Annotated in this window: 15 protein-coding genes; 5 read left to right on the top strand and 10 right to left on the bottom strand. The window is 71.3% G+C overall.

Going from position 1 to position 15461, the window contains the following annotated elements; translation table 11 throughout:
- Positions 1-24: 24 nt before the first annotated feature.
- Positions 25-1725: a serine hydrolase gene (locus ACOQFR_RS08760; protein ID WP_421380929.1), complete on the bottom strand. Its 1701-nt coding sequence runs from the start codon at positions 1723-1725 to the stop codon at positions 25-27.
- 145 nt (positions 1726-1870) lie between these two features.
- Positions 1871-3175 carry a formimidoylglutamate deiminase gene (locus ACOQFR_RS08755; RefSeq protein ID WP_421380926.1) on the bottom strand — a complete coding sequence of 435 codons (1305 nt, stop codon included), beginning with the start codon at positions 3173-3175 and terminating at the stop codon, positions 1871-1873.
- A 48-nt stretch (positions 3176-3223) separates the two neighbouring features.
- Between ACOQFR_RS08755 and ACOQFR_RS08750 the strand changes: the two genes are divergently transcribed.
- Together ACOQFR_RS08750 and hutI are read left to right on the top strand one after the other, a co-directional pair.
- Complete coding sequence (locus ACOQFR_RS08750) at positions 3224-4384, top strand: CaiB/BaiF CoA transferase family protein (protein WP_421380923.1); 1161 nt, start codon at positions 3224-3226, stop codon at positions 4382-4384.
- Positions 4381-5619, top strand: coding sequence for an imidazolonepropionase (gene hutI, locus ACOQFR_RS08745; RefSeq protein ID WP_421380920.1), 1239 nt, complete (start codon positions 4381-4383; stop codon positions 5617-5619). Before ACOQFR_RS08750 ends, hutI begins: the two co-directional genes overlap by 4 nt.
- A gap of 99 nt (positions 5620-5718) precedes the next feature.
- Here hutI and ACOQFR_RS08740 read toward each other — a convergent pair whose 3' ends face one another.
- Together ACOQFR_RS08740 and ACOQFR_RS08735 are read right to left on the bottom strand one after the other, a co-directional pair.
- Positions 5719-5907, bottom strand: a complete 189-nt coding sequence (locus tag ACOQFR_RS08740; protein ID WP_421380917.1) for a 30S ribosomal protein THX — start codon at positions 5905-5907, stop codon at positions 5719-5721.
- An 82-nt stretch (positions 5908-5989) separates the two neighbouring features.
- Entirely contained in the window at positions 5990-6388 is a 399-nt protein-coding gene (locus tag ACOQFR_RS08735) for a MerC domain-containing protein (protein ID WP_421380914.1), read from the bottom strand.
- 87 nt (positions 6389-6475) lie between these two features.
- Here ACOQFR_RS08735 and ACOQFR_RS08730 point away from each other — a divergent pair, with 87 nt between their 5' ends.
- The gene (locus tag ACOQFR_RS08730; protein ID WP_421380911.1) at positions 6476-8584 is read left to right on the top strand and encodes a TonB-dependent receptor; all 2109 of its coding nucleotides are present in this window, start codon (positions 6476-6478) and stop codon (positions 8582-8584) included.
- 18 nt (positions 8585-8602) lie between these two features.
- Here the strand turns inward: ACOQFR_RS08730 and ACOQFR_RS08725 are convergent, their stop codons facing one another.
- The 3 genes from ACOQFR_RS08725 to gltX all read right to left on the bottom strand — a co-directional run bounded on the left by ACOQFR_RS08725 (position 8603) and on the right by gltX (position 11806).
- Complete coding sequence (locus ACOQFR_RS08725; RefSeq protein ID WP_421380908.1) at positions 8603-9868, bottom strand: succinylglutamate desuccinylase/aspartoacylase family protein; 1266 nt, start codon at positions 9866-9868, stop codon at positions 8603-8605.
- Positions 9853-10341 carry a transcriptional repressor gene (locus ACOQFR_RS08720; RefSeq protein WP_421380905.1) on the bottom strand — a complete coding sequence of 163 codons (489 nt, stop codon included), beginning with the start codon at positions 10339-10341 and terminating at the stop codon, positions 9853-9855. The genes ACOQFR_RS08725 and ACOQFR_RS08720 overlap by 16 nt, the downstream gene beginning before the upstream one ends.
- A 64-nt stretch (positions 10342-10405) precedes the next feature.
- Positions 10406-11806 carry a glutamate--tRNA ligase gene (gene gltX / locus ACOQFR_RS08715; RefSeq protein ID WP_421383251.1) on the bottom strand — a complete coding sequence of 467 codons (1401 nt, stop codon included), beginning with the start codon at positions 11804-11806 and terminating at the stop codon, positions 10406-10408.
- Positions 11807-11938: 132 nt separating this feature from the next.
- On the opposite strand from gltX, the gene ACOQFR_RS08710 reads away from it, so the two are divergent.
- Entirely contained in the window at positions 11939-12709 is a 771-nt protein-coding gene (locus ACOQFR_RS08710) for a peptidylprolyl isomerase (RefSeq protein ID WP_421380902.1), read from the top strand.
- The gene (lpxH, locus tag ACOQFR_RS08705) at positions 12706-13422 is read left to right on the top strand and encodes a UDP-2,3-diacylglucosamine diphosphatase (RefSeq protein ID WP_421380899.1); all 717 of its coding nucleotides are present in this window, start codon (positions 12706-12708) and stop codon (positions 13420-13422) included. The genes ACOQFR_RS08710 and lpxH overlap by 4 nt, the downstream gene beginning before the upstream one ends.
- Here the strand turns inward: lpxH and ACOQFR_RS08700 are convergent.
- From ACOQFR_RS08700 to ACOQFR_RS08690, 3 genes are all read right to left on the bottom strand, one after another.
- Positions 13419-13790 (bottom strand): endonuclease domain-containing protein, encoded by a 372-nt coding sequence (locus tag ACOQFR_RS08700; RefSeq protein WP_421380896.1) that lies wholly within the window; start codon positions 13788-13790, stop codon positions 13419-13421. The two genes, lpxH and ACOQFR_RS08700, sit on opposite strands and share 4 nt — an antisense overlap.
- Before the next feature lie 144 nt (positions 13791-13934).
- Positions 13935-14654: a hypothetical protein gene (locus ACOQFR_RS08695; RefSeq protein WP_421380893.1), complete on the bottom strand. Its 720-nt coding sequence runs from the start codon at positions 14652-14654 to the stop codon at positions 13935-13937.
- Positions 14651-15460: a ferritin-like domain-containing protein gene (locus ACOQFR_RS08690; protein WP_421380890.1), complete on the bottom strand. Its 810-nt coding sequence runs from the start codon at positions 15458-15460 to the stop codon at positions 14651-14653. The genes ACOQFR_RS08695 and ACOQFR_RS08690 overlap by 4 nt, the downstream gene beginning before the upstream one ends.
- Between the last annotated feature and the right edge of the window lies 1 nt (position 15461).

Here is a 15461-nt window from a genome sequence, read left to right as displayed (position 1 = left end):
GTTCGGTCCGGATCCGTGCCGCGACTACTGCTTTTCGCCGCGCAGCGTCTGGCCACCCTGCAGCAGGGTCACGGCGCTCACCTTGCCCTGGCCGTCGCGCTCGAAGCGGAACTCGGCGCCGACCTGGTCCACGGTGAACACATCCTTGGCCGTCGCCGCGGTCGGCAGCGCCTGCTGCCCGGTGCCCTGGATGTAGAGCGTGCCGTCCTTCTCGAACACCTTGAGGGTGAACTGCGGCATCAGCGGGTAGTCGCCGGCATACGCCTGCAGCTGGGCCGCTGGCGGCGTCGGAAAGGCAGCGCCGGAGTCGCCATCGGTGCGCACGGCGGCCATCGCACCGCCCATCTGCATCCATGTGAATCCGTAGCGGCCGTCCGACTTGCGCTGCGGCTTGAGCAGCGCGTCGAACTCGAGCGGGTAGAAATCGCCCGCGTCGTCATGGCCCATCACGAAGGCCGGCTGGCCCTGCGCCTGGATCGTGAGCTGGTCGCCGCGGCGGGCCAGGCTCATCTTCATGCCCCCCTGCAGCGTGTACTCACCCACCAGTGCGTCGATCAGTCCGGCGGGCGCCGGCACCGCCTTGCGCGGCTTGCCCAGCGGCACCGAGCGGTCGGCCAGGTGCAGGCCCAGGCTGCCCAGGCCGCCGAGTGAATGCAGCGCGGTGTCGGACAGCACCACCACGCCGCGCTGCTGCGCCGGATCGAAGGCCACGAAGGACGAGAAGCCGCCGGTGCCGCCTTCGTGCGCCAGCCAGGTGCGTCCGTTGAGCGGTGCCAGCATCCAGTTCATCGCCATCGCGGGGGTAGCTCCGGGATTCACCGCCTGCTGGCTCAACTTCAGCGCCGGCGTGATCGGCGCCTGTACCTGGCCCAGCTGGCCCTGCACGTAGCGCACCATGTCGTCGAGCGTGGCGCGCACGCCGCCGACGCCGGCGACGTCGGTCTTGAAGCGCCAGGCCGGCGTGGCTTTACCGTTGGGCAGGTGCCCGGCAGCGGCGCGCACGCCCTCGGGCCGCTCGTTGATGTAGGCCCCCGACATGCCCAGCGGCGTGAACAGCCGGGCATCGAGCAGGGTTTCGAGGTCCTGTCCGGCGCGCTGCGCCACGGCGTAGCTGAGCAGCATCGACGCGAAGTTGGAATATTCGAAGCCCTGGCCCGGCGCCCGCGTCAGCGGCGTACGCTCCAGCGAGGCGAGCAGCATCTTCGCGTCCACCGGCGCATAGGGGTCGCTCGCGTCCACCATTTCCACGCCGGGCGGCAGCGCCGGCAGGCCGCTGGTGTGGGTGACCACGTGGCGCAGCAGGATGGGCTGGCCTTCGTAGGCCGGCACCTTCGTACCCGCCGGCAGCCAGGCCGACAGCGGGTCGTCCAGCGACCCCTTGCCCTGCCCGATCAGGTCGGCCAGCAGGGCCGAGGTCATGGTCTTGCTGACGGATCCGATCTCGAACGCCGTGCGCGCATCGATCCGGCCGGCATCGGCGGCATCGGCGCAGGCATAGGCGCGCGCCACTTCCGCGCCGATCACCGCCACCGCAAAGCAGGCGCCGGTGCGGTCGCCCTGCAGGCGCTGCTGCACGATGGCCTGCAGCGCGGCGTCGGTCATCGTGTCGGGCGCCGCGCCCTTGGACGCCCCGGCAGCCGCAGACTGCGGTGCGGCCAGGGCAGCCAGCGGGGCGGACAGGGCCAGCGCAGTGGCGAAGGCGAAGGCGGTGGGGGTAAGGCTCATGGCATGGCTCCAGGGAGGGACCGCGCCAGACTGCCGCCACCGCGCCCTGCCTGCCGGGCCTTGCGACGAACCCCGGCCATCCGGCGACGGAAGCCCGGACGCGGGGAGCGATGCCACCGGATTCGGGGCCAGCGGCCGGTCGCGGTCACGACGCCAGCAGCGTGCGCATCGCGCGCACATAGCCGGCGGCCACCGCATCGCGGTCGCGGTGGCGGCCGCCGCTGACCAGGCGCTGGCCGGCCACGTGCGTTTCCTGCACCAGACTGCGATTGCCCGCGAACACCCAGCGGTCCAGCAGGTCGTCCCGGGTGGCACCTGCCAGCGCCGGCGCCTGCGCATCGAGCACGATGAAATCATCGGCGGCACCGGGCTGGCCGCAGGCGCGCAGGCCGCCCTGCAGCGCCTGCGCGTACAGCAGCTCGCCGGTGCTGGACTGCGTGGCGCTGACGGCGATGTTGCGGCGGCGCGTCACCAGGCGCTGGCCGTATTCGAGCCAGCGCAGTTCCTCCACCGGCGACACCGACACATGTGAATCCGAACCGATGCCCCAGTGGCCGCCCGCCTGCAGGTAATCGCGCAGCGGGAACAGGCCGTCGCCCAGGTTGGCCTCGGTGGTCGGGCACAGGGCGACCGTGGCGCCGCTGGCGACGATGCCGCGCACTTCGGACGGCTCGAGATGGGTGGCGTGCACCAGGGTCCAGCGGGCGTCCACCGGCGCGTGGTCCAGCAGCCATTCCACCGGCCGCGCACCGCGCAGGGCCAGGCAGTCCTGCACTTCGCCGATCTGTTCGGCGATGTGGATGTGGATCGGCATCGGCGTGTCGCCGACGTCGTCCAGCAGCTCGCGCATCGGCCCTTCCGGAACTGCGCGCAGGCTGTGCAAGGCGATGCCCACCGCCAGGGTGTCGCCGGCACGCGCGCGCAGCGCGGACAGCAGCGCCTGGTAGGCCTCGAGCGTGTGGCCGAAGCGGCGCTGGCGCTCCGACAGCGGGCGGCCGTCGAAGCCGCCGCTCATGTACAGCACCGGCAGCAGCGTCAGCCGCAGGCCCGTGTCGCGCGCCGCCGCGATCAGTGCATTCGACATCTCGGCGGCATCGTCGTAGGGCCGACCGTCGGGCTGGTGGTGCAGGTAGTGGAACTCGCAGACGCTGGTGTAGCCGGCTTCCAGCATCTCGACGTAGAGCTGGCTGGCGATGGCGTGCAGGGCCTCGGGCGTGATGCGGCCGGCGAAGCGGTACATCAGCTCGCGCCAGGTCCAGAAACTGTCCTCGGGATGGCTCTGGCGTTCTGCCAGGCCGGCCATGGCGCGCTGGAACGCGTGCGAGTGCAGGTTGGGCAGGCCCGTGAGCCGCCAGGCCACGGCATCGCTGCCGCCGGCGGCCACCGGCACGGTGTGGTCGGCCGCCCAACCGCGGGGCAGGAAGGCGTGGTCGGCGCGTTGGCTGGGCATGGCCGCAAGTTTGGCATGGGCCAACGCGGCCCGCATACAATGGCCGCGATGAGCGCCCTGTCCGGAATCACCGTGCTGGAACTGTCCCGGGTCCTCGCCGGCCCGTGGTGCGGCATGATCCTGGCCGACCTGGGCGCCGACGTGATCAAGCTCGAGTCCTTCGACGGCGACGACACCCGCGGCCTGGGCCCGCCCTTCCTTGACGGCATGTCGGCCTACTTCGCCTGCTGCAACCGCAACAAGCGTTCGCTCGCCATCGACCTGCGCACACCCGAATCACGGCCACTGGTCGAAGCCCTGGTGCGCGAAGCCGACGTGCTGGTGGAGAACTACCGCACCGGCGGCGCCGAAGCGCTGGGCGTGGGCTACGACGCGCTGTCGGCCATCAATCCGCGGCTGGTCTACTGCTCGATCTCGGGCTACGGCCGCCAGGGTCCCGGCGCGGCCTGGCCCGGCTACGATTACGTGGTGCAGGCCGAAGCCGGGCTGATGTCGGTCACCGGCCCCGCCGACGGCGAACCGTACAAGGTCGGCGTTGCGGTGGCCGATCTGGCCACGGGGCAGAACGCGGCCACCGCGATCCTGGCGGCGCTGATGCAGCGCCACCGCACCGGCAAGGGCCAACGCATCGACGTGTCGCTGTTCGACAGCCAGCTGGCGCTGCTGGCCAACGTGGGCAGCGCCGCGCTGTTCACCGGCGGCGAGGCGGCGCGGCACGGCAATGCGCACGCCAGCATCGTGCCTTACCAGGCCTTCCATGCTGCCGACGGCGAGTTCGTGCTGGCGGTGGCCAGCGAAAAACTCTGGATGGAAACCTGCCACCTGCTCGGCCGCGAGGACTGGCTGCGCGATCCGCGCTACGTCAACAACGCCAGCCGGGTCGAACATCGCGAGGCGCTTTGCGCGGAGCTCGCGGCGCTTTTCATCGGCCAGCCGGTGGCGCACTGGCTGGGCCTGTTCGCCGGCGCCGGCGTGCCGGCCGCGCCCATCAACTCGGTGCGGCAGGCGCTGGACCATCCGGTCGCGCACGCGCGCGGCATGCGGATCCTGATGGAGGGCGTTCCGATGGTCGGCAGTCCGCTGAAGCTGTCCGCCTCGCCGCCCCGGCTCGAACGCGCGCCGCCCGCGCTGGGACAGCACAGCGACGAGATCGCGCGCGGATGCGGCTTCGAACCCGAAGCCCTTCGCCTGGCGGGAGCGATCCGGTGATCGGCCGCCTGGCGCCGCCCTGGGACCGCCTGCTGCTGGATGCGCGGCTGGCCACGCTGCGCGATGACCTGGGTGCCTACGGCGTGGTCGAGGACGGCGCGCTGGCATGGAAGGATGGCCTGGTCACCTACGCCGGCCCGCGCAACGAGCTGCCCGGCGAACCGGCACAGCTGGCCGCGCGCGTGGATTCCGCGCAGCGCCGCTGGATCACGCCGGCGCTGGTGGACTGCCACACCCACCTGGTGTTCGCGGGCGACCGCGCGGTCGAGTTCGAGCGCCGGCTGCAGGGCGCCAGCTACGAGCAGATCGCGCGCGAGGGCGGCGGCATCGTCTCCACCGTGCGCGCCACCCGCGCCGCCAGCGAGGACGAACTGCTGGCGATGGCGCTGCCGCGTGCACGCGCGCTGCGTGCCGACGGTGTCGCCACGCTCGAGATCAAGTCCGGCTACGGCCTGGACCTGGACAACGAACGCAAGATGCTGCGGGTCGCGCGCCGGGTCGGCGAACAGCTCGGCATGACCGTGCGCACCACCTGCCTGGCCGCGCATGCGCTGCCGCCGGAGTTCGCGGGCCGTCCCGACGAGTACATCGACCAGGTCTGCGCCTGGCTGCCGGTGCTGCACGCCGAGGGCCTGGTGGATGCGGTGGATGCCTTCTGCGAAGGCATCGGCTTCAGCCCGGCACAGACCCGGCGCGTGTTCGAAACCGCGCGCGCGCTGGGCCTGCCGGTGAAGCTGCATGCCGACCAGCTCAGCGACCTGGGCGGCGCCGCGCTCGCCGCCGAGTTCGGCGGCCTCTCGGCCGACCACATCGAATGGAGCAACGAGGCCGCCGTGCGTGCGATGGCCGAGGCCGGCACGGTGGCCGTGCTGCTGCCCGGCGCCTTCCACGTGCTGCGCGAAACGCGTTTGCCGCCGATGGCGCTGCTGCGCGAGCACGCGGTGCCGATGGCCGTGGCCACCGACCTCAATCCCGGCACCTCGCCGCTGCAGTCGCTGCGGCTGGCGATGGCCTTGGCCTGCACGCACTTCCGGCTGACGCCCGAGGAAGCGCTGCGCGGCGCCACCATGCACGCCGCGCGCGCCCTCGGCCTGCACGACCGCGGACGGCTGCTGCCGGGCCAGCGCGCCGACTTCGTGCAGTGGAACGTCGGCCACCCGGCCGAGCTTTGTTACTGGCTGGCGGGCGACCTGCTGCACTCGCTGCACATCGCCGGTCGTCGCGTCTGCGACTGAGCCGCGCGCGGCCCGACGGCTCTGCCGCCTGCGCAGCATCCTGAAACGACGAAGCCCCGCATCGGCGGGGCTTCGTGCTTGCAGCGGTGCGCGCCAGGATTACTTGGCGGCCGCGGCGGCCTTCTTGGCAGGGGCCTTCTTGGCCGGCGCCTTGGCGGCAGCGGCAGGCGCCTTCACGGTGGCGGCCGTCTTGCCGGCGGTGGACTTCTTGACGGTCGGCGGGCGGCTGTTGCCGTGGCTACCGGTGAAACGCTTGCCCTTGGCGGTTTTCTTGTCGCCCCTACCCATGGTGATTCCTTGAAATGATGTGCGGTGAGGCGCGTAGCCTATCACCGCGGGCCCTGCCGACCAAGATGGCCGGCCACCGGGCTCAGTGCGTGTGGCCGTAGGACAGTCGCAGGTTGACCAGGTGCGCGGCCGAGATCAGCACGCCGCCCACCGCCATCGCCACGCCGTGCCAGGTGGTGGAGGCATGCAGGGCCGGCACCAGCAGCGAACCCCAGATCAGCACCAGCCCCGGCGTGACCAGCAGCCAGGCGTGGTAGGCGCGGTGGTTGCGATAGCCCAGCACCAGGCTGACCACGGCCAGCACGGTGGCGAACACGCTGAAGCCCACCTCGAAACCATGCCAGGCCACCAGGCCCATGCCCAGCGCCGGCACGACCGCCAGCGCCACCGGCACCAGCGCGCAGTGCAGCGCGCAGATGAAGGCGCCGACCGCGCCGAGGCGGTCCGCCCAGGGCGGCAGGTGCAGCTTGCTTGATTTCACTATGGCGACCATGACGTCCGGGGGATTGCCCTTGAGTTGGAATAATATAACATTGCACCCACTCTCCAGCAACCGGACTATATAACAATGACCCGATCCCTGCGCCGCGCTCCCCTCGTCATGGCCGTGCTTCTGGCCCTGCCCGGACTGGCCCTGGCCCAGTCCCAGGGCGCCCCGGCCGATGCCACCGACGCCGAGGACCACGGCCACGACACCGCCCGCACCCTGGACCAGATCGAAGTCACCGCCACCCCGCTGCGCAACGCCATCGAGAACCTCGCGCGCCCGGTGGACGTGCTGACCGGCGAGACCCTGGACGCGCGCAAGGCCGGCACCCTGGGCGAGACGCTGGAGCGCCAGACCGGCGTGCAGTCGTCCTACTTCGGCGCCGGCGTGGGCCGCCCGATCATCCGCGGCCAGGACGGCGCGCGCGTGCAGGTCCTCAGCGGCGGCACCTCCGCGCTGGATGTGTCCACCGTCAGCGTGGACCACGCCGTCACCATCGAGCCTTTCCTGGCCGACCAGATTGAAGTGCTCAAGGGTCCGGCCACCCTGCTCTACGGCAGCGGCGCCATCGGCGGCGCCGTCAACGTGGTCGACGGCCGCGTGCCCACCGCGCCGGCCGGGCGCGCGATGAGCGGCCGCGCCGAGATCCGGCACGGCAGCGCCGCCGACGAGAGCACCGGCATGGCACGCCTGGATGCCGATGCCGGCCAGGTCACCTTCCATGCCGACCTGTTCCGGCGCGACAGCGGCGACTACCGCATCCCCGGCTACGCCTTCTCGCCGGAGCTGGTCGCCGAGGAACTGGCCGAGGGAGAAGACCCGGACCACTTCGCGCGGGGCCGCCTGCCCAACAGCTCGCTGACCACCGAGGGCGGCGCCCTCGGCGGCAGCTGGCTCGGTGACAAGGCGTGGTTTGGCGCGGCGGCCAGCACCTACCGCACCAACTACGGCATTCCCCCCGGTGCGCACGAACACGAACATGAGGAAGAGGACCAGGTGCTGGGCGCGAAAGCCGGGGAAGAAGGCGAGGTCGTGCGCCTGGACATGCGCCAGGACCGCTTCGAGTTCCGCGGCGGCGTGCGCGGCGTCGGCCCGCTGCAGGAGATCAGCTACCGCGTCACCCGCAGCCACTACGAGCACACCGAGTTCGAGGGCGACGAGGTGGGCACGGTGTTCGAGAACGTGGGCACCGAAGGCCGCATCGAAGCCGTGCAGAACGAGATCAACGGCTGGCGCGGCGCGTTCGGCCTGCAGTACGGCCACCGCGATTTCGAGGCGATCGGCGACGAGGCCTTCGTGCCGCCGTCCATCACCCGCGACGTCGGCCTGTTCGTGCTGCAGGAGCGTGAGTTCGGCGACTTCAAGATCGAGCTGGGCGCGCGCCACGACCGCGTCAGCATCGATCCCGAGAACGGCCCGGGCCGCGACCACAACGCCACCAGCCTGGCGGTCGGCGGCCTGTGGCACTTCAGCGACCTGATGCACCTGAGCGTCAACCTCGACCGCGCGCAGCGCGCGCCGACCGCTGAAGAACTGTTCTCGGACGGCCCGCACATCGCCACCCAGAGCTTCGAGATCGGCGACGCCACGCTGGACACCGAGACGGCGGTGAGCGGGGAGATCGGCCTGCACCTGCACCAGGGCCGCTTCGAGGGCAAGGTCTCGGTGTACCAGTCGCGCTACGACGACTTCATCTACCTGGCCGAGACCGGCCTGGAGCAAGACGAGTTGCCGGTGCGCGCCTGGGTGCAGGGCGACGCGAAATTCACCGGCTGGGAAGCGGAAGGCACGGTGGAGCTGTTCGAGAACGCCAGCGGCCTCTGGGCCCTGCGCGTGTTCGCCGATGGCGTGGACGCGAAGCTCGACGGCGGTGGCCGCCTGCCGCGCATCGCCCCGGGCCGCGTCGGCGCCGACCTGAACTGGTCGATGGACGGATGGCGCGCCCGCATCGGCGCGATCCGCGTCGCCGACCAGGACGACGTCGCCGAACTCGAATCGGCAACCGACGGCTACACCCTGATCGACGCCGGCCTGGCCTACCACTGGGACGTGGGCGGAACCGGCTGGGAGGCCTTCCTGGAAGGCCGCAACCTCACCGACGAGGAGGCCCGCGTGCACACGTCCTACCTGAAGGATTTTGCGCCGCTGCCCGGGCGCAACCTGGCGGTGGGCCTGCGCGTCAGTTTCTGAGGGCCCGCGGTGCCGGCTTCACTCGAAGTCGGCGCCGTCGTCGCTGTCGGCCGCCTCCGGGCGGTCCTCGGGATCCTCGGCCACTGCGGCCGGCGGCTGCGGTTCGGCCGCTTCGCGCACGGCCTGCTGTTCGCTGGTTTCGGTTCCCAGGTGGAAGGCGGCATAGCCGGGTAGCACGGCCTGGTTCTGCGACATGCCGATCACGCGGCCGGGCACCGGCGCCAGGATGAAGCGCTCGACGTTGCTGACCGGGTCGATCACGCGACCCAGGCGCTGACCCGCCAGCACGCGCTGGCCCAGGCTGACGTCGCTGATCAGCAGCCCGCCGGAATTGGCGCGTACCCAGCGGGAATCCAGGAAGATCGGCGCCGGCTCGGGCGCTTCCAGCATCACGCTGGTGATGTCGATCGGCGAATCGGACTTGGCCTGCGGATCTTCGCGCATGGCCAGTTTCATCATCAGCCGCTCGATGGCGGACACCGCCTGCGCGATCTCCGCCGGCTCGAGCCGGGTGGGCGCACCGGCTTCGAAGGTCACCGCGGGAATGCCGACGGCCGTGGCGGCGACCCGCAGCATGCCCTTGTTGCCGTCGCTGTGCAGCACCACGGTGGAGCCGAAGCCGCGCGTGAATTCAAGCACTTCGGGGTTGGTCAGGTCGGCGCGCACCTGCGGCAGGTTGCTGCGTTCGAACGACCCGGTGTGGAAATCCACCAGCATGTCGCAGTGGCGCACGATGTCCTGGAAAAAACCATTGGCGATGCGCGAGGCGATGCTGCCGTGGCGGCTGCCCGGGAAATAGCGGTTGAGGTCGCGCCGGTCGGGCAGGTAGCGCGAGCCGCGCGAATAGCCGAACACGTTGACGATCGGCACGCCGATCACCGTGCCCGCCAGCCGCGTCGGATCGACCGAATGCGAGAGCCGGCGCACGATCTCCACGCCGTTGATCTCGTCGCCGTGGATGCCGGCGGTGAGGCACAGCACCGGGCCGGCCATCGCGCCGCGGGCCACGATCACCGGGCTGGGAATCTCGGCATTGCTGATGCCGCCGCCGGGGCGCCATTCCAGCTGCAGCCGCGTGCCCGGCACCACCAGGCGGTCCAGGATCGCCAGCGGCGTGACCAGTTCAGGCGCCGGCGGCAGTTCGGGTTTGGCGATGCCGGCGGGCGGCGTGGTGGCGGGCTGCGCGCCGGCGGGCGGATCGACCGGGAAGTCCTGCGCTGCGGCCGCGCCGGCCAGCATTCCCAAGGCCAGGGCCAGGCCCTGGCGGCTCAGGCCGCCGAACATGCCGCGCACAGGCCGTGCACTTCCAGCGTCTGCGCACGCGGGACGAAGCCCAGCGCCTTGGCCTGCGCGTCGAGCAGCCGCGGGATGCGCTCGCCTTCCAGCTCGACCGCCGCCTGGCACTGGTCACAGATGAGGAAAGGGACCGAGTGCGGCTCGTTGGGATGGTGGCAGCCGACGAAGGCGTTGACCGAGGCGAGGCGATGGATGAAGCCCTGCTCGAGCAGGAAGTCGAGCGCGCGGTACACCGTGGGTGGCGCGCTGGTGCCGTTGAGCGCCTTCATCGAATCGAGCAGGTCGTAGGCCTTCACCGGCTTGCCGGCTTCCGCGATCAGGCCCAGCACCTGTGCACGCAGCGGGGTAAGCCGCACACCGCGGGCTTCGCAGGCCTGGCCGACCGCCTGCAGGTAGCCACCGGCATCGTGCACGTGGTGCTCGGGGCTGGTGCAGTCGTGCGCGTGGGCGGTCTTGGACATGGGTCTAGGGTGGGCCCTGGGCGTGACTAAATCAATTCGCGGCAAGCGCCGCCCGGGCCGCGGTTCAGGCGGCAATCCGGGCCAGGGCCGCGTCGATGCGGGCCAGCGCCTGGTCGCGGCCGGCGAGGTAGACCGTGTGGTCGATCGAGGGGCTGACCTGGGTGCCGGTGATCGCCACGCGCAGGGGCTGGGCGATCTTGCCCAGGCCCAGGCCCAGCGTCTCGCCGGTGGCCTGCATGGCGCCGTGCACCGCTTCCACGGTCCACTGCGGCAGCGCGGCCAGGTGCTCGCGCACCGCCGACAGCGGCGCGGCGGCGGCCGGCACCAGGTGCTTGGCGACAGCCGCCGCATCGTATTCGACCAGGGGCTGGTACCAGACGGCAGCGCGCTCGGCCATTTCCTTCAGCGTCTGCACGCGGTCGCGCAGCGCCACCACCACGTCGGCCGGATCCGGGCCGAGGGCCAGGTCGTATCCGTGCGCCAGCAGCTGCGGCACGAAATGTTTCGCCACCTCGGCCGGATCGTCGGTCTTGAGATAGTGCTGGTTGAGCCAGCCCAGCTTGGCCGGGTCCAGGCGCGAGGCCTTCTGGTTGACGTCCTCGATCGCGAACAGCGACTTGAGTTCGTCGCGACTGAATATCTCCTGGTCGCCGTGCGACCAGCCCAGCCGCGCCAGGTAGTTGACCAGCGCATGCGGCAGGTAACCCTCTTCCTTGTACGACATCACATTCGCCGCGCCCGAGCGCTTGCTCAGCTTGGCGCCCTCGGGGTCGAGGATCATCGGCATGTGCGCGAAGTGCGGCACGGTCGCGCCCAGCGCCCTGTAGATGTTGATCTGGCGCGGCGTGTTGTTCACATGGTCGTCGCCGCGGATGACGTCGGTAATGCCCATGTCCAGGTCGTCCACCACCACCGCGAAGTTGTACGTGGGGTAGCCGTCGGGACGGAAGATCACCAGGTCGTCGAGCTCGTCATTGCTCCACTCGATGCGGCCCTTGATCTTGTCCTCGAACACCACGCTGCCGCCGATCGGGTTCTTGAAGCGGATGACCCGGTTGGGATCGTCGCGCCAGGGCGCATTGAGGTCGCGGTAGTGGCCGTTGTAGCGCGGTTTCTCCTTGGCGGCCATGGCGGCGTCGCGCGCGGCGTCGAGCTCCTCGCGGGTTTCGTAGGCGTAGTAGGCGGTGCCGTCGGCAACCATCTTTTCGGCCACCTCGCGGTAGCGGTCCAGGCGCTGGGTCTGGAAGACCGGGCCCTCGTCGTACTCCAGGCCCAGCCAGTCCATCGCCAGCAGGATGGCGTCGATGGCTTCCTGGGTGCTGCGCTCGCGGTCGGTGTCCTCGACCCGCAGGATGAACTGGCCACCGCGGCGGCGCGCCTCCAGATAGCAGTACAGCGCCGTGCGGGCACCGCCGATGTGCAGGAAGCCGGTGGGGCTGGGGGCGAAACGGGTGCGGCAGGTCATCGCGGCGCGCTCTGGAAGCAGGGAATGGCGCACATTTTACGCCATTTGACCGGCCCGCCCGCGGGGCCATCGCCGGTGCCGACCGGCGCCTGCGCTACCATGGTGGCCTGATTCGCCGGGCCCGGAGGCCGGATGCTGCTGCGTTGCCTGCTTTGCCTGAGCCTGCTGCTGGTGTCGGCGAATGCCGATGCCCAGGCCACCGCCACGCCTGCGCCGCCGGCCACCGCAGCGCCTTCCCCGAATCCGCCCGCGCCTGCCGCCACGCCTGCGCCCGCCCCGCCCGCATCCCCAGGCGCGCCCGCCGCCGATGCCCTGCCCTCGCCGACGACAGTGGCCGCATCGCCGCGCGTGCTGGTGGTGACCAGCCTGGGCGAGATCACCCTCGAGCTCGATGCCGCCGCCGCGCCGCGCATGGTCGAGAATTTCCTGGCCTATGCGCGCGATGGCCACTTCAACGGCACCATCTTCCATCGCGTCATCCCGGGACTGCTGGTGCAGGCAGGGGCCTTCACGCCAGACCTGCAGCAGAAGCCCACCCGCGCGCCGGTACGCAGCGAGGCCGGCAACGGCCTGTCCAATCGCCGCGGCACGCTGGCCGCCGCGCGCGACCGCGGCGTGGTGGATTCGGCCACGTCGCAGTTCTTCATCAACCTGGTCGACAACCCGAAGCTCGATGCCAGCGGTACCGACAGTCCCTACACCGCCGGCTACACCGTGTTCGGACGCGTGGTGCTGGGCCTGGACGTGGTGGACCGCATTGCCGCGGTGCCGACCTCGGCCCAGCCGCCCTTCCCCGCCTGGGTGCCGGTGACGCCGGTGGTGATCGAACGCGTGCAGGTGCTGCCATCCGTGGCCGCCGGCAGCGCCACGCTTGCACCTGCCGACGAGCCGGCGCAGCCATGACGGTGCTGCTGGTGTCGGACCTGCATCTGGATCCGTCGCGCCCCGCGATCACGCAGCAGTTCCTGTCGCTGCTGGCCGGCGAGGCGCGGCAGGCCGAAGCCCTGTACATCCTGGGCGACCTGTTCGAGGCCTGGGTCGGCGATGACGATCCGGGCGAACCCGGCGCGGCGGTCTGCGCCGGCCTGCGTGCGCTGGTCGAGTCCGGCGTGCCGGTGTACCTGATGCGCGGCAACCGCGACTTCCTCTACGGCCAGGGCATCCGGGAACGCAGCGGCGTGCAGCTGCTGCCCGATCCCTGCGTGGTGTCGCTGGCCGGCCACCCCACCCTGCTGATGCACGGCGACCTGCTGTGCACCGACGACACGGCCTACCAGGCCTTTCGCCGCCAGGTGCGCGACCCCGCGTGGCAGTCCACCTTCCTCTCCCAGCCGCTGGCCGCGCGCCAGGCCTTTGCCGCGCAGGCGCGCGCCGCCAGCCAGCAGCACCAGGCCGGCGTGTCGGAGGCCATCACCGACGTCAATCCGGACGCGGTGCAGGCGCTGATGCACACCTACGGCGTGGACCGGCTGATCCACGGCCACACCCACCGCCCCGCCGTGCACCGGCTGCAGCTTGATGACAGGCCCGCCACGCGCATCGTGCTGGGCGACTGGTACGAGCAGGGCTCGGTGCTGCGCGTCCAGGCCGAAGGCATCGCGCTGAGCCGGCTCTAGCCACGCTGCGCCCGTTCGGCAGGCCGCGGCGGCAGCTGCGCGACGTGCGCGGCGATCAAGGCAAGCACCGATCCGGGATCACACAGCACCTGCGCGCCCGTCACCCGCAGAACGCGATAGCCGGCGACGCCCAGGATCTCGGTGCGGCGACGGTCGTAATCACGGCGTTCGGGGACGTCGCCGCGATCCACCTCCACCACCAGCCCAGCCTCGGCGCAGGCGAAGTCGGCCACGTAGCCGGCGATCGGATGCTGGCGCCGGAACCGGCAGCCGGACCGTGCCGGATCGCGAAGCTGTTGCCAGAGCGCGTCGACCGCTTCGATGCGGCTGCGCTGCAGGGCGCGATGACGATGCCAGGGCAGGCGCATGCGGCGGCTCCTCGTGCGGGGCCGGCGGCCGCGCCGCCCGTCACCCGGATCCGCAGATTGCCGACGCCGCCGTCGTGATCCCATCGGAGCCCGCAGTCACCCGGGGTAGGAATTCGCCCCGCGCTCTCGACGTGAGCACGGGGATCAGTCGAGCAGGCCCGGCCTGGCGCGGAAGCCGCCCACCTCGAACTCGAAGGCCGGCGCCAGGTGCGCACTGCCCGGCAGCTTGATGCGCACGCGCCTGGCGGCCTGCATCGCTTTCAGGAAACGCTCGCGCTCGACGATGAACAGGGCCGGCCCGGTGCCGGTGTCGGCCGGGTCGCCTTCGAAGCGCTCGAAGTCGCCGTCGTCGAACGCAATCTGCAGCGAGCACGGCGGACCACAGTCCAGATCGCGCTGGGTCAGCACCAGGTACACACTGTCGCCCCACTCCGGGTGCCGCCGCAGGATCAGCTTGGCATCGGGGATCGGCGCCACCTGCACTTCTTCTTCCAGCGACAGGTCGGCATCTTCGCCGACCTCGACGCGGCTGGAGATCGCGGCGGTGTGCTGGGTGCCGCCCGCCGCCGGAATCGCCTGGTAATCCCACAGGGCCTTCAGGCGGCGCGACTCGCGCATCGCCTCGGCGCCCGCGCGCACTTCGTCCAGGGTCGCGCGCACCGTCTCGGCGGCGCGGGTTTCCCCGTGGCGCTGGCGCAGCTCGTCGCCGCGCGCTTCGGCGATCTCGAAATCCTGCTCGGCGCGCGCGGCCTCGTAGCCGGCCAGCAGCTCGGCCGCTTTTTCCTCGTCGAAGGCCGGATCCACCGGCGCGGGCTGGCAGGCGGTGAGTGCGGCCAGCAGCAGCAGGCAAGACAATCTGTTCATCGCGCAGGCTCCATGGATTCCAGTTCCGCCATCTCGAAGTCGTCGAACCCGGCCTCGCGCCGCGCCGCACGATTGAACGGACCGCGCAGCGAGCCGCGCGCGACCTCGCGCACCAGGCGGATGAACTCGCGCCCGGGCGCCAGGCCCTCGCGCTCGCAGCACCAGTGGAACCAGCGCGTGCCGGCGGCCACATGCGCCACTTCCTCGTCCAGGATGAGGGCGAGCACGTCGGCCGAGTCGGCATCGCCGGCCTGGCGCAGGCGCGTGATCATGCCGGGCGTCACGTCCAGGCCGCGCGCCTCCAGCACGCGCGGCACCAGGGCCATGCGCCGCAGGCAGCTGTCGGCGGTCTGCTCGGCCATTTCCCACAGGCCGTTGTGCGCGTCGAAATCGCCGTAGGCCTGGCCCAGGCTGGCCAGGCGCTGCTGCAGCAGTGAAAAATGCCGCGCCTCGTCATCGGCCACGCCCACCCAGTCGGCGTAGAACGCGGCCGGCATGCCGCGGAACCGGTACACCGCATCCCAGGCCAGGTTCACGGCGTTGAATTCGATGTGCGCCACCGCGTGCAGGAAGGCCGCGCGTCCCTGCGGGCTGCCGAGCCCGCGCTGGGGCAGGTCGCGCGGCGAAATCAGCTGCGGACGCGCGGGCCGGCCGGGCGCACGGATCGGCGAAGGCGGCGGCGCGCTGGCCGGCACCGTCAGTTCGCCGCGCCTGAACGCCGCCGCGGCGGCATGCGTCAGCCGCAGCTTTTCATCCGGATCAGACGCGGCGAGACAGTCGGCGGCCGCGGCGTGGAGGCTGGGCATG

It is taken from the genome of Arenimonas sp. MALMAid1274, assembly GCF_049195245.1.
Lineage (GTDB): Bacteria > Pseudomonadota > Gammaproteobacteria > Xanthomonadales > Xanthomonadaceae > Arenimonas.
This window is presented reverse-complemented; position numbering and strand designations above follow the sequence as displayed.